Annotated in this window: 19 protein-coding genes and 1 pseudogene; 15 read left to right on the top strand and 5 right to left on the bottom strand. The window is 51.1% G+C overall.

All coding sequences use genetic code 11. The features are described from left to right. Positions 1–41 precede the first annotated feature (41 nt). Both BUF15_RS03455 and BUF15_RS28285 read right to left on the bottom strand, forming a co-directional pair. Positions 42–431, bottom strand: a complete 390-nt coding sequence (locus BUF15_RS03455; RefSeq protein WP_073612052.1) for a hypothetical protein — start codon at positions 429–431, stop codon at positions 42–44. 77 nt (positions 432–508) lie between these two features. Beyond that, positions 509–784, bottom strand: a complete 276-nt coding sequence (locus BUF15_RS28285) for an SHOCT domain-containing protein (protein ID WP_073612051.1) — start codon at positions 782–784, stop codon at positions 509–511. A gap of 462 nt (positions 785–1,246) precedes the next feature. Between BUF15_RS28285 and BUF15_RS03445 the strand changes: the two genes are divergently transcribed. The 3 genes and pseudogenes from BUF15_RS03445 to BUF15_RS28280 form a co-directional block, all read left to right on the top strand. Then, on the top strand, positions 1,247–1,513 hold the full coding sequence (locus BUF15_RS03445) for a hypothetical protein (RefSeq protein WP_073612050.1): 267 nt from the start codon (positions 1,247–1,249) through the stop codon (positions 1,511–1,513). A 667-nt stretch (positions 1,514–2,180) separates the two neighbouring features. Beyond that, positions 2,181–2,921 carry a DUF2092 domain-containing protein gene (locus tag BUF15_RS03440; protein ID WP_073612083.1) on the top strand — a complete coding sequence of 247 codons (741 nt, stop codon included), beginning with the start codon at positions 2,181–2,183 and terminating at the stop codon, positions 2,919–2,921. Beyond that, a pseudogene (locus tag BUF15_RS28280) lies at positions 2,918–3,127 on the top strand (hypothetical protein); the annotation flags it as partial. The gene BUF15_RS03440 and the pseudogene BUF15_RS28280, both read left to right, overlap by 4 nt. A gap of 264 nt (positions 3,128–3,391) precedes the next feature. Here BUF15_RS28280 and zwf read toward each other — a convergent pair. Further along, entirely contained in the window at positions 3,392–4,861 is a 1,470-nt protein-coding gene (gene zwf, locus BUF15_RS03430; protein ID WP_073612048.1) for a glucose-6-phosphate dehydrogenase, read from the bottom strand. After that, entirely contained in the window at positions 4,858–5,541 is a 684-nt protein-coding gene (pgl, locus tag BUF15_RS03425; protein ID WP_073612047.1) for a 6-phosphogluconolactonase, read from the bottom strand. Before pgl ends, zwf begins: the two co-directional genes overlap by 4 nt. A gap of 110 nt (positions 5,542–5,651) precedes the next feature. Between pgl and BUF15_RS03420 the strand changes: the two genes are divergently transcribed. Further along, entirely contained in the window at positions 5,652–6,035 is a 384-nt protein-coding gene (locus BUF15_RS03420; protein ID WP_234981088.1) for an acetyl-CoA hydrolase/transferase C-terminal domain-containing protein, read from the top strand. A gap of 97 nt (positions 6,036–6,132) precedes the next feature. After that, positions 6,133–7,032: an alpha/beta fold hydrolase gene (locus BUF15_RS03415; RefSeq protein WP_073612045.1), complete on the top strand. Its 900-nt coding sequence runs from the start codon at positions 6,133–6,135 to the stop codon at positions 7,030–7,032. Positions 7,033–7,270: 238 nt separating this feature from the next. On the opposite strand, the gene BUF15_RS03405 is transcribed toward BUF15_RS03415, so the two are convergent. Then, entirely contained in the window at positions 7,271–7,849 is a 579-nt protein-coding gene (locus BUF15_RS03405) for a nitroreductase family protein (protein ID WP_073612043.1), read from the bottom strand. Between the two features lie 285 nt (positions 7,850–8,134). On the opposite strand from BUF15_RS03405, the gene BUF15_RS26755 reads away from it, so the two are divergent. From BUF15_RS26755 to BUF15_RS03360, 10 genes are all read left to right on the top strand, one after another. Further along, positions 8,135–8,602, top strand: coding sequence for a hypothetical protein (locus tag BUF15_RS26755; RefSeq protein ID WP_143170623.1), 468 nt, complete (start codon positions 8,135–8,137; stop codon positions 8,600–8,602). A 525-nt stretch (positions 8,603–9,127) separates the two neighbouring features. Then, positions 9,128–9,493 carry a hypothetical protein gene (locus BUF15_RS03400; RefSeq protein ID WP_073612042.1) on the top strand — a complete coding sequence of 122 codons (366 nt, stop codon included), beginning with the start codon at positions 9,128–9,130 and terminating at the stop codon, positions 9,491–9,493. Positions 9,494–9,664: 171 nt separating this feature from the next. Further along, positions 9,665–11,227, top strand: a complete 1,563-nt coding sequence (locus BUF15_RS03395; RefSeq protein ID WP_073612041.1) for a phage tail sheath family protein — start codon at positions 9,665–9,667, stop codon at positions 11,225–11,227. Positions 11,228–11,237: 10 nt separating this feature from the next. Further along, positions 11,238–11,762 carry a phage tail protein gene (locus BUF15_RS03390; RefSeq protein ID WP_073612040.1) on the top strand — a complete coding sequence of 175 codons (525 nt, stop codon included), beginning with the start codon at positions 11,238–11,240 and terminating at the stop codon, positions 11,760–11,762. An 11-nt stretch (positions 11,763–11,773) separates the two neighbouring features. Continuing rightward, positions 11,774–12,499 (top strand): T4 family baseplate hub assembly chaperone, encoded by a 726-nt coding sequence (locus BUF15_RS03385; protein WP_073612039.1) that lies wholly within the window; start codon positions 11,774–11,776, stop codon positions 12,497–12,499. Beyond that, positions 12,496–13,284, top strand: a complete 789-nt coding sequence (locus BUF15_RS03380) for a hypothetical protein (RefSeq protein WP_073612038.1) — start codon at positions 12,496–12,498, stop codon at positions 13,282–13,284. The genes BUF15_RS03385 and BUF15_RS03380 overlap by 4 nt, the downstream gene beginning before the upstream one ends. Then, entirely contained in the window at positions 13,281–14,600 is a 1,320-nt protein-coding gene (locus BUF15_RS03375) for a Pvc16 family protein (RefSeq protein ID WP_073612037.1), read from the top strand. The genes BUF15_RS03380 and BUF15_RS03375 overlap by 4 nt, the downstream gene beginning before the upstream one ends. Then, positions 14,600–16,513: an ATP-binding protein gene (locus BUF15_RS03370; protein ID WP_073612036.1), complete on the top strand. Its 1,914-nt coding sequence runs from the start codon at positions 14,600–14,602 to the stop codon at positions 16,511–16,513. The genes BUF15_RS03375 and BUF15_RS03370 overlap by 1 nt, the downstream gene beginning before the upstream one ends. Then, positions 16,510–16,806: a hypothetical protein gene (locus BUF15_RS03365; protein ID WP_073612035.1), complete on the top strand. Its 297-nt coding sequence runs from the start codon at positions 16,510–16,512 to the stop codon at positions 16,804–16,806. The genes BUF15_RS03370 and BUF15_RS03365 overlap by 4 nt, the downstream gene beginning before the upstream one ends. Next, positions 16,803–18,401, top strand: a complete 1,599-nt coding sequence (locus BUF15_RS03360) for an eCIS core domain-containing protein (protein ID WP_073612034.1) — start codon at positions 16,803–16,805, stop codon at positions 18,399–18,401. Before BUF15_RS03365 ends, BUF15_RS03360 begins: the two co-directional genes overlap by 4 nt. Positions 18,402–18,422 lie beyond the last annotated feature (21 nt).

Raw genomic sequence — 18,422 nt, 5'->3', positions numbered from 1 at the left:
GCGGCGAAGGTTTTAACTCCTTGCAATGATTGTTGAAAGAGCTATTTTTGAAAAACTTTCAAGAAGATAGCTGCACTAACCCCCCAGAGAAGGGTGAAAAAAACGGCAAAGGCTGGAGCGGTGTTTCCAAGATTCAGCCCCATCATGCCTGCGCCCATTTTAGGAAACATTACAAAGAGCATGAACAATAAAGGGCCGCAGCTTAGCAGAATACCCTTTTTGATCAAACTATCTCGCCAGAATGGTAATAGAAATAGTAACCCCCATAGGCCACTGCTTATCAATCGTGGCATTAACCAGGGAATGCTTAGCGTTGGGGTCATATTGAACCCTAGAGCCTCGTTAATCCCTAAAGCCCCGAAACCCCATATGCCGATGCTATTAACAATTCCGCCCATGATTCCGGCTAGAACAACTACGATAACCTTCATTCATACCCTCATTTTGGAATACAGATTATTAAAAGATCACAGATAGACTGAGAAATCTGACGTGTTCCATGAAATTGCTATTGTGTGGAACAGAGAATAGACTTTTGTGAATTATATTCCTGTTCGTTAATTTCTCCAGAAGCGAATCGATTTTTCAATATATTTAGTGCGTTGTCATGATTGTTTGTTTGGCGAGCAGAGAACAAATCCTTTATTCTATGGACAATGATAAAAGCGATAACCCCCCAGAATAGAATGGGGAAATCCCATCCAAGAAACCACGGCCCTTGATCAAAGGATGGTCCCCAACTGCAAAATCCACCGCTCCATTGACCAGCATGAACTCCCCACATATTAATTCTGTATGATATTTTCAAAATTTTAGCAGACGTAATGGTCTGGTAATTAGCTATATACTACACTTAAGGCGGAAGTATTTCATTAAATTCTTTTTTACCTGGGTCTGTAACTAATTGTTGCAGTGTGCTGGGAAGGTGTAGACTGAAATGGGAGGGAATTTTGATGGTAGATAGATACGAGTGGTTGAAAAAGGTCTGATTGATATTGTGTGAAAGAGAATTTTTAAATATTCCTAACGTTGAAATAGCTTACAAACCCGTCTTGGGGCTACTTCAACGATCACCCAGAGAATGCGTCCCTATCGACAGGTTCCTTTTAATGTGAACGCGAATGGACGGGGAACCTCATAAGATGAGAAATCAGGCCTGACCGACAATCACTATGAGATCCCTAGGGTTAATATATTGGAATTAGTGATTATGGTTTTATCTGTATCCTTAAAAGAGGAGGAATACATGAACAAAGGAGACACAGTCATAGCAGAACATCCTGATAGCAGGACAAAGAAAAGAGTCAGATCTTACGGTATCGTTCAAGATATAACAAAAAGAGGCAACGTCATCATCGAGATGGCCGATGGCTCCCTCATCAAGAGAAAATTCCACACAATAGCTGTTTTCATCCAGCCACCCTCGAACTGGCAGGAATTGTACGAGCAGCAGCATGTCAGCTTCGTATATGGCAAGAAGACAATGATGCCTAAAAGATCATCAACTGCATAGCTAGACGCCGCAAAACACTACAGAATCTCTACCCGACAGATCACTTGCATGTGGTCTGTTGTCCTATAGTAACTATCTAACCTTCATGACTAGGGCATTGAAGCCTATCATTTTAATGGTTTATCTTCAAAAGAAGTTGGGTATCCACTTTGACAGCCTGCCTCAAATGAAAGAGTTCCGCATCATAGCAAACAAGTGTAGCCACGAGTGATCAAATCATCTATAATTCCCGTTAACAGGTGGCTAGACTTTTCTAGGCACATCTTTTTGATCGACAGCTTGCCGCTTTGCCTGAACCAAGTACAGGATACACAAAGTATATCAAGATGAAAGACAACGTGTTTTCAGTCTGAAGCTGTTTGAATCCATCTCCCTAAAGTTAACTGTGGTAAAGAACTGTGGTTGAACCGGTACATTTTCGAGAGCCGTTTTAGCGAAGGTGGAGTTTTGATTATCCCCCATCTCGAACGGAGGCTCATTTCGAACAGACTCATGATCGTGAGAGCTCAAGCAAGGTTGGCAAATCATAGTACCTAAAGGCGCGAGAGAGACAATGACCGGCGCTTCTAAAACAACAAAAAATGGGAGGGACAAACAGATGAATGGAAAATGCCCGGGATCACATGAAATGTTTGTGCGCTGTATGTTCACTGTGGTGCTATCCTTGATGTTCCTGGTGGGAGGGGCCGAAAGAGGCAGCGCTGATGAGGCAGATGCTCGACGGATACTCAAGGCCATGTCGGATTATGTAGGAGCTCAGGAGTCAGTCTCGTTAGAATTCGATGCCACCCTCGAGGTTGTTACCAAGGAAGAGCAGAAACTGGCGCTGGCGAGTTCAGGTACCCTGACGCTTAACCGGCCGGACAAGATCCATGTTACCCGCCAAGGTGGGTTTGCAGATACGGAGATATTCTTTGACGGGAAAGTGATGACGCTGCTGGGTAAAAACCTTAATCTCTATACGCAGCTGGATGTGCCCGGCACAATTGATCATCTGATCGACGAATTGAGGGATACCTACCAAAGACCGTTGCCTGCCGCGGACTTACTGCTGTTGAATTCCTACGATGCGCTGATGCTCGATGTTACTGATGTAAAGGATCTTGGTAGCGGTGTAATCGGTGGCATTGAATGCGATTTCCTGGCTTTTCGTACAAACGAGGTAGATTTTCAGATCTGGATTGCACAAGGCAATCAACCTTATCCCTGCCGATATGTCATTACTTCAAAGCGCATTAGCGGTGGGCCGCAGTACACAATTCAGATCAGAAACTGGAAGACTGGAGACGAAGCGTTAGCAGCAGATTTCACATTCAAAAACCCTACCAACGCAGACAAGGTTGATCTGAAGGAACTTAAGGGGGTTGGTATGTTACCAGACCATTTCAAGGAAGGAGATGCAAAATGAAAACTTTGAAGATATTGGGTGTCGTTGTAGTAACCGGAGTCATCATGACACTCGGATCTGAGGTTGGAGAATGGATTTCTTTTCCCGGTAGTCAGAGTTTGGTGCCGACTGCAGCCGCCATCGTCGGTCGTCCTCTAACTCCCGTGAGTGTTGCAGGGGTGGCGCGGCGCACAGTACGACGCTGCGCTGTAGGGGTCTATCATTGCAGGCTTCCCGGTCCCCCAGCTAGGGAGAGCGTGCTTGGGCAGACACTTTCCGAGTCGATTCGCCCTGAGAATATCCGGCACGCAGAAGTCTCGAATCAATTCGTTCCGGCGGCCGGATGAGGTCGGGTTGGTGATGGGGAGATAAGTAAAAACAGGAATGAGGCGAATAAAACATCCAGCCGTCTCATTCCTCTCTCCTTACCCCTCACGTTATGTAGCTGAGCTTTCGGTGTAATCAGAAAGAGTAAAAGAGTCTTCTGCCAGTTACAGACCAAAACGGGGATAAGGAGAGAGTTGCCGGGCAACAACCACATCATTTTGCCACTTGCGCCCATCAGCTTCCAGCAATTTGTCCGCCTCCGCCGGGCCCATCGATCCTGAATCGTATACTACCGGCGGTGCGGCGAGATCACGCAGCCTGTCAATATATTCCCAACTGGCCTCAATCCAGTCGTGCCGGGGGAAGAGGCTGTGGTCACCCTCCATGACGTTGTAGAGAATCGATTCGTAGGCTTCAGGGGTATTGGGACCAAAGTGGCAATGATGGCAGAAATCCATTAACACCGATTCCGTCTCATCCTGCTCAGTAGGTTTCTGCACATTAAATGCGAGGGCCAGGCCCTCGTATGGCTGGATACGAATTATGATCATGTTCGGCTTTCCACACCTTCCGACAAGGTTGTTTGCCGTATGTTTGAAAACGATTCTGATTTCGGCGTAGCGTTGCTGCAGTCGTTTACCGGTTCGCAGATAAAAGGGCACACCCAGCCAGCGGTCGGTATCGACATGGGCACGGATGGCCACATAAGTCTCCGTCGTTGACTCATCCCCCACGCCCTCCTCCTGGCGGTATGCAAGGACGTTTTCACCGTTGATGCTGCCAGTTCCATACTGGCCCACAACAATATCCGATGGTTGTAATGGACGAAGATGCTCCAGGACCTTCACAGCTTCATTTCTTACCCCGTCTCCATCAACCTCCGCCGGCGGCTCCATGGCGACAAAGGAGAGCAGCTGCAACAGGTGATTCTGGAGCATGTCGCGAACTGCGCCGCTCCGATCATAATATCCGGCACGCTTTTCCACACCAAGGGTTTCTGCAACCGTTATCTGGACATGGTCAATGGCCTGCCGTCGCCAGGCACCAGAAAAGATCTCATTGGCAAATCTCAATGTCAGGATGTTCTGCACCAGCTGTTTTCCCAGATAGTGATCGACGCGGTAGATCTCTTCTTCATCCAGAACACTATGGATATCACGGTTCAGCTGCACAGCACTGGCCAGATTTTCACCGAAGGGCTTTTCAAACACCACCCGCCGCCAGCCTTTGTCAAAATTGAGGGCACCAATCAGCTGTGCTGTCTGGAGAAAGGCGGTGGTGGGAAGGGCGAGGTAGATGAGGATATTGCTGGTACACCCATAACTCTGCTGGATTCCTTTTATCCCTTCAACAAAGTCTCCCGTTTTGTGACTGGCCGGGTCGAAATGAAAATAGGCGATTCGTGACAGCAGGTCTTCCAGTACGTTTTTTTCGATATTGTCGACATACCGGTCAGGTGCGAGCAACTCAAGAAATGATTCCGTTGTCATCTTCCGTCGTCCGATACAGACAATCGGTGTACAGCTGGTTAACCGTTTTTTCTGCAGCAGATGGCAGAGAGATGGAATCAACTTCCGCCTGGTGAGATCTCCGGTGGCCCCGAAGATAAGAATCATCTGGGATTCGATGTTCATGGGTTTGGCACCTCCTGATCAGTCAACAACGAGTAGCCCTGCAGTTCCATTATTATCTTTGCCGGGCAATCAACAATCGATAAATGGGTATCAAGGGCATTACGCAAAGCCCTGGCTTTTGCGCTGCCGAGGAAAAGCACGACACCTGTATCTGCCTGCATGATCAGCTTGCGGCTCGCTGACATTCTCTCGGCCGGTGGTTTCGGTGCATCATGTACAATAATAAAGCTGCTGGCAGGGTTGCCAATCGATGGATGCCTGGGAAACAAAGAGGCGATGTGACCATCCTCGCCACTGCTTGCCAGGACGATGTCAAATCTGCCGCCAAGACCTTTCAGTTTTTTATTGTATTCTGCCACACCTCTTTGGGGTTCCTCCGGATAATGTGGGAACGGATGAAGCATCCCCGGTGGAGCGACCATTCCCAGTTGCTCCTTTACCAGTCTGTAGTTGCTGTCCTCATGGTCTGTTGGCACCAGACGTTCATCGAGCAGAAAAATATGGAGCTGCTCCCAGGGCAACTCCTGCTGTCGAAGTTTGGCAAAGATTGCCGCTACACTCCTGCCGCCGGGTACAGCAAGTATTGCCTCATTTTTTACGGCGATGCATTGCCTGATGGCCTGGGCTAAAATTGCTGCTGCTTTCTCTGTGAGTTGCTCGAAAGTACCTTGGATTATCATATGACTCCATGCTGTTTCAGCAAAAAGGTTTCCACGTGCTGAGTTCAACGGATTCTCTCCAACTGAGTCTCGTCGCATGTGAAGCGAATATATGGCAAGAGGCAGATTCTTTGAGCGCGAACACGATCTATAGCGGAATAGGGAGGCAGGCAGATTTTCTGAGAGGGGCCTATCTGCCCAATGGCGGCGCTCCCATCATCGCTCTGAAGTCTACTGCGGGAAAATGGGTGTCCAGAATTCTTGAAAAAAGCCCGGAAGGTGTTTCCCTTACAGCCATTGCAGCAGATCCTGTGGTAATCGTGTCTGAATACGGGGCATTTGATCCACGCGGATTCAGTATCGGAGAGCATGCCCTGGGTATCGCCTATCTTGCTGAACCGGAAGGTAGAGAGGTTACGTTTATTACCTATAGGGAAGGTTACAGTGAAAATGTAGATCCGTCAAAAAAGAAAAACAGCAGCAAACCTGACATGAATACACCGTTTGGGGTATAAAGAACTATTATTGATTTTTCGCCCCTGACGTAAGAGTTGAACATTTATTGCAGTGACCTTATCAAACGATTTTCATACCAAAAGAGCAACAACACCCATGTTGAAATTCACTCAGGCTGGAGTTCTTGAAATAGAATATTTTGATCACGGATCTGCAAGTGGCGACATCGTGTTGCTTCTTCATGGCTTCCCATATGATGTGCATGCTTTTGATGTGGTGAGCGAGATTTTGGTTTCCAAGGGTTGTCGAGTGATCATCCCCTATTTGCGAGGATATGGACCGACGCGGTTTTTATCTGCGGATACAATGCGTTCAGGCCAACAGGCAGTGCTTGCTCATGATGTTCTTGCATTCATGGACGCACTCAAGATTTCGAGAGCTGTGCTTGCCGGATATGACTGGGGTGGCCGTGCTGCGTGTATCCTGGCTGCTCTCTGGCCTGAACGTGTGAGCGGACTTGTTTCGGTAGGGGGGTATAACATTCATGACATTCCAGGTTCGATAAAACCTCAGAATCCCGAAAACGAATACCGTTTTTGGTATCAATACTACTTCCACACCGAGAGAGGGCGGGCAGGGCTCTTCGAGAACCGTCGCGAGCTTTGCAGACTTCTTTGGCGGTTATGGTCTCCGACCTGGGAATTCACAGACGATGATTTCAACCAGACGGCGACCTCATTTGACAATCCTGATTTTGTGGATGTAGTGATTCATTCCTACCGGCATCGATTTGGACTGGTACCGGGCGATCCTTCGGTCGAAGAAACCGAGCAGCGTCTTACTCAACTACCAAAAATATCTGTGCCGTCTATTGCATTTGATGGGCTTGACGACGGCGTTCTTCCCTTAGGTGGATCGGCGGGGCATCGACATTTCTTCACCGGCCCATATGATCTTCGGGCAATTCCCGGCATCGGTCACAATCTTCCACAAGAGGCACCGCGTGAGTTCGCGGAAGCTGTGCTCTCCTTGTTTCCATTACACGGTAAGCTGTGACATCTGAGGGGGCTCTCTACATAATAGAGTGACCCGGTTTTTCCCTGCTCCTTCTTTCGGTAACACGCGGGGTCTGGAAGGTGCATGAGTTGTGAAAAAAAACTTCCTGAATACTCTCTTGTGCAATTTTTTCGATTTCCTTCGTGTTGCCGATAAAAAGGAACGTCACGAACTCATCTCCGCCCAGACGTGCCAAATTCTTCATGGTTGATCACGGGTCCGGCTTGTCGTTTTTCATCTAACAACGCTTATCCAGAGTCAGCTCAACTAGGCTTCTCTTTGGTACGTAATGGACACCGGCATCATCCCGGTAATATTTGATTGATCCGTTTTCCGTCACGTCAACGATACGAACATCTTCCGCAGGTTTGCCGAGGGCTAGAACGAGACTGACATCCATTTCCGGTTGCAGGGAAAAATGAGCACGTAATTTTTCCCTGTCCAGAGCCCCGATGATACAACCACCTAATCCCTTTTCTACCGCGCCCAGCAGCATTGTCTGGGCCATTATACCCAAATCGAATTTGGCGAACTCCCAATCTTTGGATGTATTGACCATGACGATGTACGCCGAGGGCTGTTCTGATGGGGCGGGTCCGTCCCAGTCAGTAAGATAGGCTGCCCATTTCAAGCAGGTGAAAATTGCGTCATTGTCGGAAGGGGCGGTGCTCAGGATGAACCTTAAGGGCTGTTTGTTGGCAGCAGAAGGGCAAAGCCTGGCTAGTTCCACCAGTTCTTCGAGGGTTTGCATCGAAACTGGTACGCTGTGATCAAATCGTCGATAACTTCGGTTGGACTGTACGAGATCTTTGAACATGAATTTCTCCTGATTTCATGGGCAATATATGATTGAATAATCTAGGTGATTGAAGGTGATTGTATGGTTAGCATCTACTTGTTGTTGTTTCAATTTGTTATTTGCTCAAATTGAAAGAAAGTGGAAACGGTAGCAACAATTGATATGGCAGCAAGAGTACGCACTATTGATGAGGAAGCAAATAGTGATAAAATACAAGATATCCGAGACTCTGCCACTCAACAGACCATCTCAGGTTGTATACAGCTTTGGCCACAGTGGAAAACGACAGGCGAGGGGTGATTTATGTTGAAAAAGACAGGGAATGTACTTTTGCTGGGTATTTTAACCATGGCATTATTACCGACAACGAGCATGGGCGGCAAGTCAGGTTATCATGGACGAGCAGGAGTTTATTATGGTGGCTCTCATGGATACTCCAGTCATTCTTACAGTGGGTATCATGGTGGATCAGGTTACTCTCACGGTCATCATGATTACGATGACGCGTGGCTGTGGGGGGTAGGTGGTGTTTTGCTGGGAACGGCAATTGCTGCTGCAACGCTGTACTCTCCTCCGCTTCAGCAAAATGTCTATGCTGCACCACCGCCACCGCAGGTTATGTATGTTCGGCCGCAACTGCAGGTTAATATACCGGCAATACCTCCAGGCATGTGTCGATGGGAGCGGGTAGCGTGGGATAGTTATGGACGGACTGTTATGGATCAATTTGGGCAGCCAATAATCGAATACACGATAGGCCCCTGTAAATAATCATCTCATTGGGGGGAGGGCGTCAATAGTAAAAGGCCATCCTTGATTCGTTTGATCTTGCTGATTTTTGAGGGAACTGCGCCTTGCCTAACCCATTGTTCGGTTGTTTGCTGAGTGGAATTGACTTGTGAGTGCTGGCATTATTTGATAGGCTTGTGGCGAGTGTATATGATCATATTGGCGCAAAAACAGTGTCATCATGGTGACGACACATCAAATGCACAGATGTTACCCAGTTCTAATCCCGACCTGCGGGATGCTTTCAGTAGCCCCTCTCAGCGTCAATTGCCTGACTGAGGGGAAAAAGCACCTTCACGAAATATAACCTCTCAGGCCAGGGAGTGTTTTTTTAAGGTTCCGTTTATCCGAAGCGTTTTTTTTTGAAAATGCTGGCGATCATGTAAGACAATACATTTTTTTCCCATTTGTACCCTGTAGCAACGTCTCGTAATTCATTGAGGAAGAGGGTGATGGAGTGTACGTCATCCACAAGTGCTTCTTAACGAATGACCATGGAGAGGGGCTATGCCGGAAAAGATAAACTGGAATGTTGTGGCCCAGGTAATGAAAGGCCCAAGTATATCGGCGGCAGCGAGTGTTGAGGTCGACGCCTACGATAAATTTCAAATTACACTCCTCGATACTGTAACCCAGGTAGTTAATCTCGTTCCGGGAGGGACCATATCGTTGTTGGTCATCAATCCCAAAAAACCTGATGAAAAACTTACCTATGACCTGGGGGGAACCGATGTAAAGCTCGATGGCCCCCATATCCTCATTGGCACCGGAGCAGTCGGTTTGCTTGGTGGGGTTACGAGTCTATCATTCACTAACAATACCGGCGCCGATGCAACTATCGAAATATTGATCGGTCGAGACGCAACCCCCTGACAGATTTTCTACTGGAAACGCAAGGTTACTTTCTAAATCGATCTTCTCGATGAGTTTAACCGCAGCTATTCTGAGCAGATGTATCACGGGTAAATTACAAGAGCAGACAATTTAGAGATATTTGCGTTTCTGGATGGGAACCTACTCAGGGCCTGATTAAGGAGATGCATTATGCCCGTAACATTGTCCTATCCCGGCGTGTATATCGAAGAGGTTTCAAGCGGCGTCCGTACGATCACCGGCGCAGCTACGTCAATTACAGCTTTCATTGGCCGTGCCCTGCGGGGGCCGGAAAATGAGCCCACACGTGTCCAGAGTTTTGCCGAATATGAACGGCATTTCGGAGGGCTCTGGCGTAACAGCACCATGAGTTATGCGGTTCAGCAGTTTTTCCAGAACGGCGGCAATGATACCCTGATTGTGCGGGTGCACAATGGGGGTAGTGCCGCCAGCCTGACCCTTGCCGTCGATTTTCACCTGGTTGCCGCCAGCAGTGGCGACTGGGGTGAACGATTACGAGTACGGGTCGATCATGAAACACGTGATTCGGCAGATACTACGCTCTTCAACCTTACCATTCGCGATACGGCCACCGGGGTGACCGAACGCTTTCTCAATCTTTCCACGAATACGGCGAACGCCCGTTTTGTCAGTGATGTCCTGACATTTCAATCCAAGCTGATTCGCACCTCGGGAGCTATACCTGCACTCAGACCGGCTGCTCATGGCGACCCGCCGACGGGGGTTGATCCCTTGCTGGATGATAGTTCATCGACAGCTTTCAACAGTGATGGGGATGATGGCCTGGCAATTACCGACAATAATATTTCGCTGGCTTCACTTGAGGCAGCAAAGCAGGGCATCTGGGCACTTGAGAAGGCCGATATTTTTAATCTGCTCTGTATCCCGCCGCTGACCAGGGAGGCAGGGGGAGATGTGAACTCCCAGACCCGTAATGCTGCCACGACCTACTGTGAACAGCGACGGGCTATGTATGTGGTGGATCCCCTGACCAGTTGGGATGAACCATCTGACCTGACAGGAGGCCGTGGACTGGAAAGCGCGGAATGGGGCCTTGGCCGCAGCAGCAATGCGGTGCTCTATTTTCCACGCATTAAACAGCCCGACCCATTACAGGAAAACAGGCTGGCGGAGTTTGCCCCTTGTGGCGCGGTTGCAGGCGTTATGGCCCGGACTGACAGTCAGCGTGGAGTATGGAAGGCTCCTGCCGGGAATGATGCTGTTTTGAAAGGTGTTGTCGAGCTGAGCGTGAAGTTGACCGATGGCGAAAACGGCCAGCTGAATCCCCTGGCAGTCAACTGTCTGCGGGCTTTTCCGGTCACTGGCCGGGTAGTGTGGGGCGCGAGGACCCTGCGCGGTGCTGATCAGTTGGCGTCTGAGTGGAAATATCTGCCGGTGCGTCGGCTGGCACTCTTTATTGAAGAGAGCCTTTTCAGAGGTACTCAATGGGTGGTGTTTGAACCAAATGATGAACCTCTCTGGTCGCAGATCAGGCTAAATCTCGGGGCATTCATGCATAACCTGTTTCGTCAGGGGGCCTTCCAGGGTACAACGCCGCGGGACGCCTACTTTGTCAAGTGTGACCGGGAAACGACCACCCAGAACGATATCGACCAGGGCATTGTCAACATCGTTGTTGGCTTTGCGCCTCTAAAGCCTGCTGAGTTTGTGGTTATAAAAATCCAGCAGATAGCTGGTCAGATTCAATCGTAAGGAGAGATCAATGGCACAGTTTAGCGTGAATGCACAACGTTTTGATCCCTATAAAAACTTCAAGTTCCGGGTGAAATGGGATGGCCGCTATGTGGCCGGTGTTTCAAAGGTGGGCGCGCTCAAACGAACCACCGAGGTGGTGGAACACCGGGAGGGTGGCGATCCGTCCAGTTCCCGTAAGTCGCCGGGACGGAGCAAATACGAGGCCATTACCCTTGAGCGCGGTGTTACCCATGATCCCGAGTTTGAGCGCTGGGCCAATAAGGTCTGGAATTACGGCTCCGGTCTGGGCAGCGAGGTATCCCTGCAGGATTTCCGCAAGGATATCATCATTGAGATCTATAACGAAGCCGGACAGCTTGCCATTGCGTATAAGGTGTATCGCTGCTGGGTCTCAGAATATCAGGCTATACCTGATCTGGATGCCAATGCCAATGCCGTTGCTATCCAGAGCCTTAAACTGGAGAATGAGGGGTGGGAACGTGATTACGAAGTGACCGAACCCAGTGAGCCCGTCTTTACCGAGCCGGCGTAAGGGGAGTGGGCGTGAGAGGGTTGACTGCCCTGGATACAGTGGCGGTATGGGAAACCGCATACCGGCTCCACCCTATTGACCGGGTCTTGTCTCTATTGCTGCAGGTGATGGCGGATCATAGCCGCGAAACGTTGGCGGCCCTGCCGTTGAGCGAGCGCGACAGTCTGCTGTTGGCATTGCGCAGTGCCACCTTCGGCGATGCCCTGCCAGGAAAGAGTAATTGCCCCCGGTGTGGTGAAACGGTGGAGTTTACCCTCAGCTGCCGCGAGTTTGCACCACAGGCGAAACCACGGTTGAGGCAGGTGGAAAGGGACGGTTACAAAGCAACGATTCGTCCTTTGACCAGCTATGACCTGGCAGCCTCGGCAAATGCCGCGACGCTGAGAGAAGCCAGAGCGTTGCTTCTTGAGCGTTGCGTGGCTGGGGCGAGTTACAATGATGAAAGCATAGAAGCGAAATGGCTGCCGGAAGAAATTCAGCACGCTATCAGTGAGATTGTTGCCGAGACGGATCCGCAGGCGGAGATGCTGATAAACCTCAATTGTCCCAAGTGTGGGCAGCAGTGGCAGATTCTCCTTGATATCGGCCATATCCTCTGGCTTGAGATCAGCTCCCGCGCACAGCGTCTCTTGATGGAGGTGCATCTACTGGCCAAAGCCTATGGCTGGACGGAGGAGGAGATTCTGAAACTGAGCGGCCAGCGTCGATCGGCCTATTTGCAGATGGTGATGGCATGAACGATTTCCTGACACGTATGGCGCGATACAGTCGCGGTGAAGTAGATCTGGTGACGCCAGTGCTTCCCGGCCTTTTCGGACCACAGTCTGAATCAGAGCCGGTGGCGACTGCTATGGATATCTCCGTGCCACAGGGAAAGGGTACACAGCCCGATAATGAAGCAGCGATACCTGCCGTTGCTGGCAAGGGGGAGATCCTGCGGCAACCGGTAGTCCATAAGGGGGCTAAAACGGAACAATCTCCTGTGGCTGACAATGCATCCTTGCCGCCTGATAGGGAAGGGGATGCTCAATACTCTAATGCGCAGAAGGCGATGAGTGGCAGTGCCCCAGTTGCTGAGCTTCATGATCCTGCCGTTTTTCCCAGTACGGTAGAGTCACAAATACAGCCAGTCACTGTCATTCGGAGCATATCTTTAGCCGAGAAGGGATTGTGGTCGGCCTCTGCACTTGACAATAGCGAGGTGGTGCCGGCTGCTGAAATGAGGTTGGTGAACCAGGCCCCGGTTGCTACTATTGAAGATTCGGCCTTGCTCGTTCCACAGGAGAGGAGTACGTCGTTGCCTATAGAGGCGCAAGCCGTATCGCAACATGATATGGCTCAACTGACGACCAGCTTTGGGCAGGATACTCAAAAAGAACAGGCTATCCATATTACTATCGGCCGCATTGACGTTCGGGCCCGGACGCCGGCGCCTGTCTCTGTGGCACGCACGTCACGATCAAAATCCGCAAGCAGTCTTTCGTTGAGCGCGTATCTCAAACGTGGTGGAGGTGGATCATGAGCAGCCCTCTTGCGATAGCCTCTGTCACCGCGGTGCTACGCGATCTCCTCAACAATGGCATGATAGATCATAATATCGTCGGGGCACTGGGCAGCAATGTCACGGTTTCGACAGTCCCTCCGGACACCATCCAGCTTGACAGCGTAAATATCCAGACTCGGTTAAACCTCTTTCTTCACCGGGTTACGCCAAACCCTGGCTGGCGCAATGCGGGGTTTCCCTCACGGGATGCGCGTGGGGAGCGACTCACCAACCCACCGCTTGCCCTTGATCTCCATTATTTGCTCACCGCCTACGGGGCCGAGGAGCTGCATGCCGAGATTCTTCTGGGGTATGGTATGTATCTGATGCACGAGACCCCGGTGTTGACCCGTCAGGCTATTCGCACCGCTCTTGCCGGCAGCACCGTGGACAGCTCAATCCTGCCTCTTGCCTATCAGTCGCTTTCTGCTGCCGATCTTGCAGATCAGGTTGAGCAAATCAAGGTCACTCCTGTGACCATGAATAACGAAGAGATGTCGAAATTATGGTCCTCCTTGCAGGCACATTATCGGCCAACATCGGCCTATATTATTTCGGTGGTACTGATCGAGGCTGAGAAGATCACTCGCTCAGCACTTCCAGTCTTGACCAGGGGACCACGTGACCCAATAACCAGGCGTGAGGCGGGTATTACTGCCACCGCCGGTCTTATTCCGCCATTCCCGGCTCTTGCTCTTGCTGAGCCGCCCCACAGGCAACTTGCGGCAGCGTTGGGCGATACCATTGTCCTGCATGGTCATAATCTTGATGGAATAAATCTGGAGGCTCGCTTTGAACACGACCTGCTCGACGCGCCGGTCCTGATTGCGCTGGGCCCCAATGTCAACAGCGACAGGGTAAACGTGGTTTTGCCGGACACCCCTGTGGCAGTCGCAGGCTGGCCTCCCGGCAACTGGCGTGTCAGTTTGAGCTTGCAGCGACCGGGAGAAACGGAGCTTCGCAGCACCAATGCCGTTCCGCTTATGCTGGCAACAACCCTGGATATTGGTGGTTGCAGCGCCATCCGCGATGGTGGTTCGGGTGAGGTTACCGTACATCTCGTCTTTCTTCCCGAGGTGCGGTCTGCCCAGCATGTCAGCCTCAATATCGGCGGGCATGAGGCTTTGCCCCTTGATCTCGGTAGTCAGACTGATACCCTTGATTTTCTTTTTCCTGCTCTCCCGGCAGGCAGCCAATGGTTGCGGTTGCGTGTCGACGGTGTTGACAGCCTGCTGGTTGACCGGGCCGTGAAACCACCGGAATTCGATGTTTCCCAGCAACTGGTGATCCCCTGATGAATGTCTCAGCCAACATAGACCATTGGCTTGATGCCAATCAGCGGGCCTTGAGCGGGGAACTGGCGTGGCTGCAGGGTTTGCTTGAGAAGGCCATCGTGAATAGCGGGGATGCCAGCAGTGCAATTCCTGACACGACCTCGGCAGTCCTTGATTGTGTAGCGGACCAGTTCGGGTTATCGAGCTTTGAACGAGCCATACTGCTTCTCTGTGCCGGCACGGAGTTGCAATCCTGTTTCCGCGACCTCTGTGGCAAGCTGCATGGTAATGATCGTCTTGACTATCCCAGTTTCAGTCTGGCTCTTTCGGTATTGCCAGACTCGCACTGGAGTGCCTTGCTTCCCGATGCTCCCCTTCGTTACTGGCACCTGATTGAAGTGCGTTCGCCGGATACGCTGGTCATGTCACGTTTACACCTCGATGAGCATATCCTACATTTTCTACTTGGCGCTGACAGTATAGATAAACGTTTTGACGGACTCGTTCATTCTCTTGAACCGGCTGATCCTTTACCTCCTTCTCAACAGTTGCAGGCGGAACATCTTGCCGGGCTCTGGCGTGAAAGTCGAAAGCCTCCGGTTGTCCTTATTAAAGGAAATGATCGAGTTGCCGGGCGGCAGGTAGCGGCTCATTCCTGCTCTATGCTTGGTGTACGCCCGCAGCTTCTCTGGGCTCAGGATATTCCGGCTGCATCTGATGCACGCACTCTTTTCGCTAGGTTGCTGACCCGTGAGTACCTGTTGTCCCGTGCAGTGCCGGTGATTGATGCTGTTGACAATTTCCATGCACAAATAGCAGTTTTTGCAGAAGAACTTGAATGTCCGGTTATCCTGATGGGCGATGGGCCGATGCCGCTCATGCGCAGTTGCGCCATTGTAGAGGTGAAAAAGCCTACTGCCGAGGAACAGCTCAATTTTTGGAGAAGAGGGCTGGTCGGTCTGGACGGTTCAGTGCATGCTGAACTGCCATCGCTTGCGGTTCAGTTCAACCTTTCCTTGCAGGATATCGAGACGATTATCGACACGCTTCAGGCCGAAGCAAAATGGGGAATCCCTCTCAACACGGGTCTCTGGCAGCAGTGTCGGAGATATTGTCGTGGAAGCATCGGGCATCTGGCTCAACGTCTCATCCCCCATGCGAAATGGGAGGATGTTGTTCTTCCTAAAGGCCAAAAAACAGTACTGCGGGACATCAGCCGCCAGGTGAGGCATCGTGCGACAGTTTATGATACGTGGGGCTTTGCAGGCAAGAGTGAGCGTGGTCTTGGTATCAGCGCGCTCTTTACCGGTGAAAGCGGTACCGGCAAGACCATGGCTGCTGAAGTATTGGCCGCTGATCTGGGTCTTGATCTCTACCGGATTGACCTGTCGGCGGTGGTGAGCAAATATATCGGTGAGACCGAAAAAAATCTCGAGCGGCTGTTTCAGGCAGCGGAAAGTAGCGGGGCCATCCTGCTTTTTGATGAGGCTGATGCTCTTTTCGGCAAGCGAAGCGAGGTCAAGGACAGTCATGACCGGTATGCCAATATTGAGCTTGCCTATCTGCTCCAGCGCATGGAGTCCTATCGGGGACTCTCCATCCTGACTTCGAATATGAAATCGGCCTTGGATACGGCTTTCCTGCGCCGCATCCGCTTTGTGGTCCAGTTTCCCTTTCCTGATGTGGATGAGCGCAGTCAGATCTGGCACAAGATTTTCCCGGACATTCTTCCGCGCGGTGAACTGCAGATTGAGCAGTTAGCGCGCCTGCATCTGGCGGGTGGCAATATCCGCAATATTGCCATGAATGCCGCTTTCCTGGCTGCGGAGAAGAATGAACCGCTTTCCATGGCTGATCTGGCCCATGCCGTGCGCATGGAGTATGTCAAGCTGGAGAAACCCATCAATGAAGCTGAGTTGGGGAGATGGCAATGAGCGGTGATATCTTTCTCACTATCGATACCATTGTCCTGCATGGTCTCGAGCATGTTGATCGCCATGGTTTTGAAGTCGCATTGGAGGAGTCTATCCGCCAGTATCTTACGGCAAATCATTGTTTCCATCCTGCAGATGCGTCTCGGCTGCAGTTGCAGATCACGCTGCCGGCGGTTTTGACCGCCGAGAGTCTGGGGAGTGCCCTTGGCGATAGACTGGCAGGATCTATTGGAGGGAGTGGGGAAAGCCGGGACTTTGGTAAACACAACTCAGCTAAAGGTGACGGGAAATGACGCATAGCCATGTGTCTGTAATGCAGGCGGTCAACACCGGCAAGGACAATGCACCTCAACAGCAGAATTCACCTGATATTGTGCGTGATGTCCTCAGTTCTCCGGGGCAGGCTCTTGAGGAGAACATTCAAAAAGAGATGAATGATCGGTTTCAATATGACTTCAGCACAGTACGGATACATACAGATCAGCAGGCCGCCGAGTCGGCAGCCTCGGTTGATGCCCAAGCGTATACCGTTGGCAATCATGTGGTGTTTAATCGAGGGCAATATGCACCTACCTCCTCACGTGGCAGGCAGTCGCTGAGCCACGAACTTGCCCATGTCATACAGCAAGAAGGCACAGCCATGTGCTCAGCAATCCCTCTTGGTGCGCTGCATGACAGTGCCGAGCAGGAAGCGGATCAGCTGAGCAGGGGAGTGAGGTATGGGAGACAGCCTCTTGTGCGGAGGCCACTCACCCTGATGCGTCAGCCAACGAGTTTGCAGACAATCCCGCTAAGCGAGAGACGAGCTATTCAGGTCAGCACCATGGCGGTTACCATCCCCAATGCCAGGATAGTTGCATTTTTCCGGCTGATGCCGAGTGGTAATCCGGGTGAACGGCGTTCGGTCGGGGCGACGAACAGCTATTCGCCAAATATACCTGCTGCGCTTAAAGTCGGTCTCGCCAGTATCGGGGCCTGGATTCAGGGAGACACCAACGCCCTGCCGCTTAACAGCTCCATTGAAGTTGATCTTGATCTCAGTAATTTTGGAGGAAGTCATTCTACCTATCGGTTTACCTACTTTACCCACGCATCCGGAAGGGGGCGAAGCAGAACAACAGCCAATATCATGCTTATCGAGCAGGTAGGAAATGCCGTTGCTGCGCCTGCTGGTCAAGCAGCTCCTGCCAACAGCTTTACCATTGGTTCTTCCACATTTAATTTGTCAGGAACCTGGACCAACGATGAGTACGCAGTTCTCCGCCAGGCTCTTGGCCTTTTGCCGGCCCAGGCCATGAGTGATGCAGCAGGAGTGACCTTCAGCAAGTCAGGAAGCAGTGGCAGCGCAGCAGAGGCAGGCAATTATGACCCCGCTACAGATACCATCAGCCTGCATAATAATGCCTTTCCCTCATCATCGGTTCGTGTCGGTCAGCGATCACTTGGGGCTCACAATGTACTTCATGAGATCGGCCATGCCTTGGATCTTCGGGTGTTACAACGAGCCTGGAATACCTTCAATGCCGCAGGACAGCCAGCTTCGGCGCGAGCCGGATTCCTGGGGCAGCGTTCGCCGTCCGGTTCACGTCAAGTGCGGGACGCCCAGGGAGACTATAATGTTGAGCAGAGCATGGACGACACAAGCGGTGCGTTTCGCCAGGCCGCCAGACGTGATCAGGTCCGCCGAGATACCAGTGGACGCACAACGGCAGTAGGTTCCACGGCCACTCTCTCAGGTGGCGTCACCAGCTATGCAGATACCGATTACCAGGAGCTGTTTGCAGAAGCATTTGCCCTTTATATCAGTGCTCCCGAGACTCTGCGCCAGCTTCGCCCCAATATTTACACGTATTTCAACTCCCGTTATCCAAGGCCGAGGACGCCATGACAGTTAGCTACAATGGCAATT

Origin of the sequence: Desulfopila aestuarii DSM 18488, assembly GCF_900143695.1 — a bacterium.
Lineage (GTDB): Bacteria > Desulfobacterota > Desulfobulbia > Desulfobulbales > Desulfocapsaceae > Desulfopila > Desulfopila aestuarii.
The sequence above is the reverse complement of the archived record's forward strand: the minus strand, read 5'-3'. Positions and strand labels throughout refer to the sequence as shown.

Coding starts and splice junctions, on each gene's coding strand:
- BUF15_RS03455 (WP_073612052.1), bottom strand. CDS start 431: ATGAAGGTTATCGTAGTTGTTCTAGCCGGAATCATGGGCGGAATTGTT.
- BUF15_RS28285 (WP_073612051.1), bottom strand. CDS start 784: ATGTGGGGAGTTCATGCTGGTCAATGGAGCGGTGGATTTTGCAGTTGG.
- BUF15_RS03445 (WP_073612050.1), top strand. CDS start 1,247: ATGAACAAAGGAGACACAGTCATAGCAGAACATCCTGATAGCAGGACA.
- BUF15_RS03440 (WP_073612083.1), top strand. CDS start 2,181: ATGTTCCTGGTGGGAGGGGCCGAAAGAGGCAGCGCTGATGAGGCAGAT.
- zwf (WP_073612048.1), bottom strand. CDS start 4,861: ATGAACATCGAATCCCAGATGATTCTTATCTTCGGGGCCACCGGAGAT.
- pgl (WP_073612047.1), bottom strand. CDS start 5,541: ATGATAATCCAAGGTACTTTCGAGCAACTCACAGAGAAAGCAGCAGCA.
- BUF15_RS03415 (WP_073612045.1), top strand. CDS start 6,133: ATGTTGAAATTCACTCAGGCTGGAGTTCTTGAAATAGAATATTTTGAT.
- BUF15_RS03405 (WP_073612043.1), bottom strand. CDS start 7,849: ATGTTCAAAGATCTCGTACAGTCCAACCGAAGTTATCGACGATTTGAT.
- BUF15_RS26755 (WP_143170623.1), top strand. CDS start 8,135: ATGTTGAAAAAGACAGGGAATGTACTTTTGCTGGGTATTTTAACCATG.
- BUF15_RS03400 (WP_073612042.1), top strand. CDS start 9,128: ATGCCGGAAAAGATAAACTGGAATGTTGTGGCCCAGGTAATGAAAGGC.
- BUF15_RS03395 (WP_073612041.1), top strand. CDS start 9,665: ATGCCCGTAACATTGTCCTATCCCGGCGTGTATATCGAAGAGGTTTCA.
- BUF15_RS03390 (WP_073612040.1), top strand. CDS start 11,238: ATGGCACAGTTTAGCGTGAATGCACAACGTTTTGATCCCTATAAAAAC.
- BUF15_RS03380 (WP_073612038.1), top strand. CDS start 12,496: ATGAACGATTTCCTGACACGTATGGCGCGATACAGTCGCGGTGAAGTA.
- BUF15_RS03375 (WP_073612037.1), top strand. CDS start 13,281: ATGAGCAGCCCTCTTGCGATAGCCTCTGTCACCGCGGTGCTACGCGAT.
- BUF15_RS03370 (WP_073612036.1), top strand. CDS start 14,600: ATGAATGTCTCAGCCAACATAGACCATTGGCTTGATGCCAATCAGCGG.
- BUF15_RS03365 (WP_073612035.1), top strand. CDS start 16,510: ATGAGCGGTGATATCTTTCTCACTATCGATACCATTGTCCTGCATGGT.
- BUF15_RS03360 (WP_073612034.1), top strand. CDS start 16,803: ATGACGCATAGCCATGTGTCTGTAATGCAGGCGGTCAACACCGGCAAG.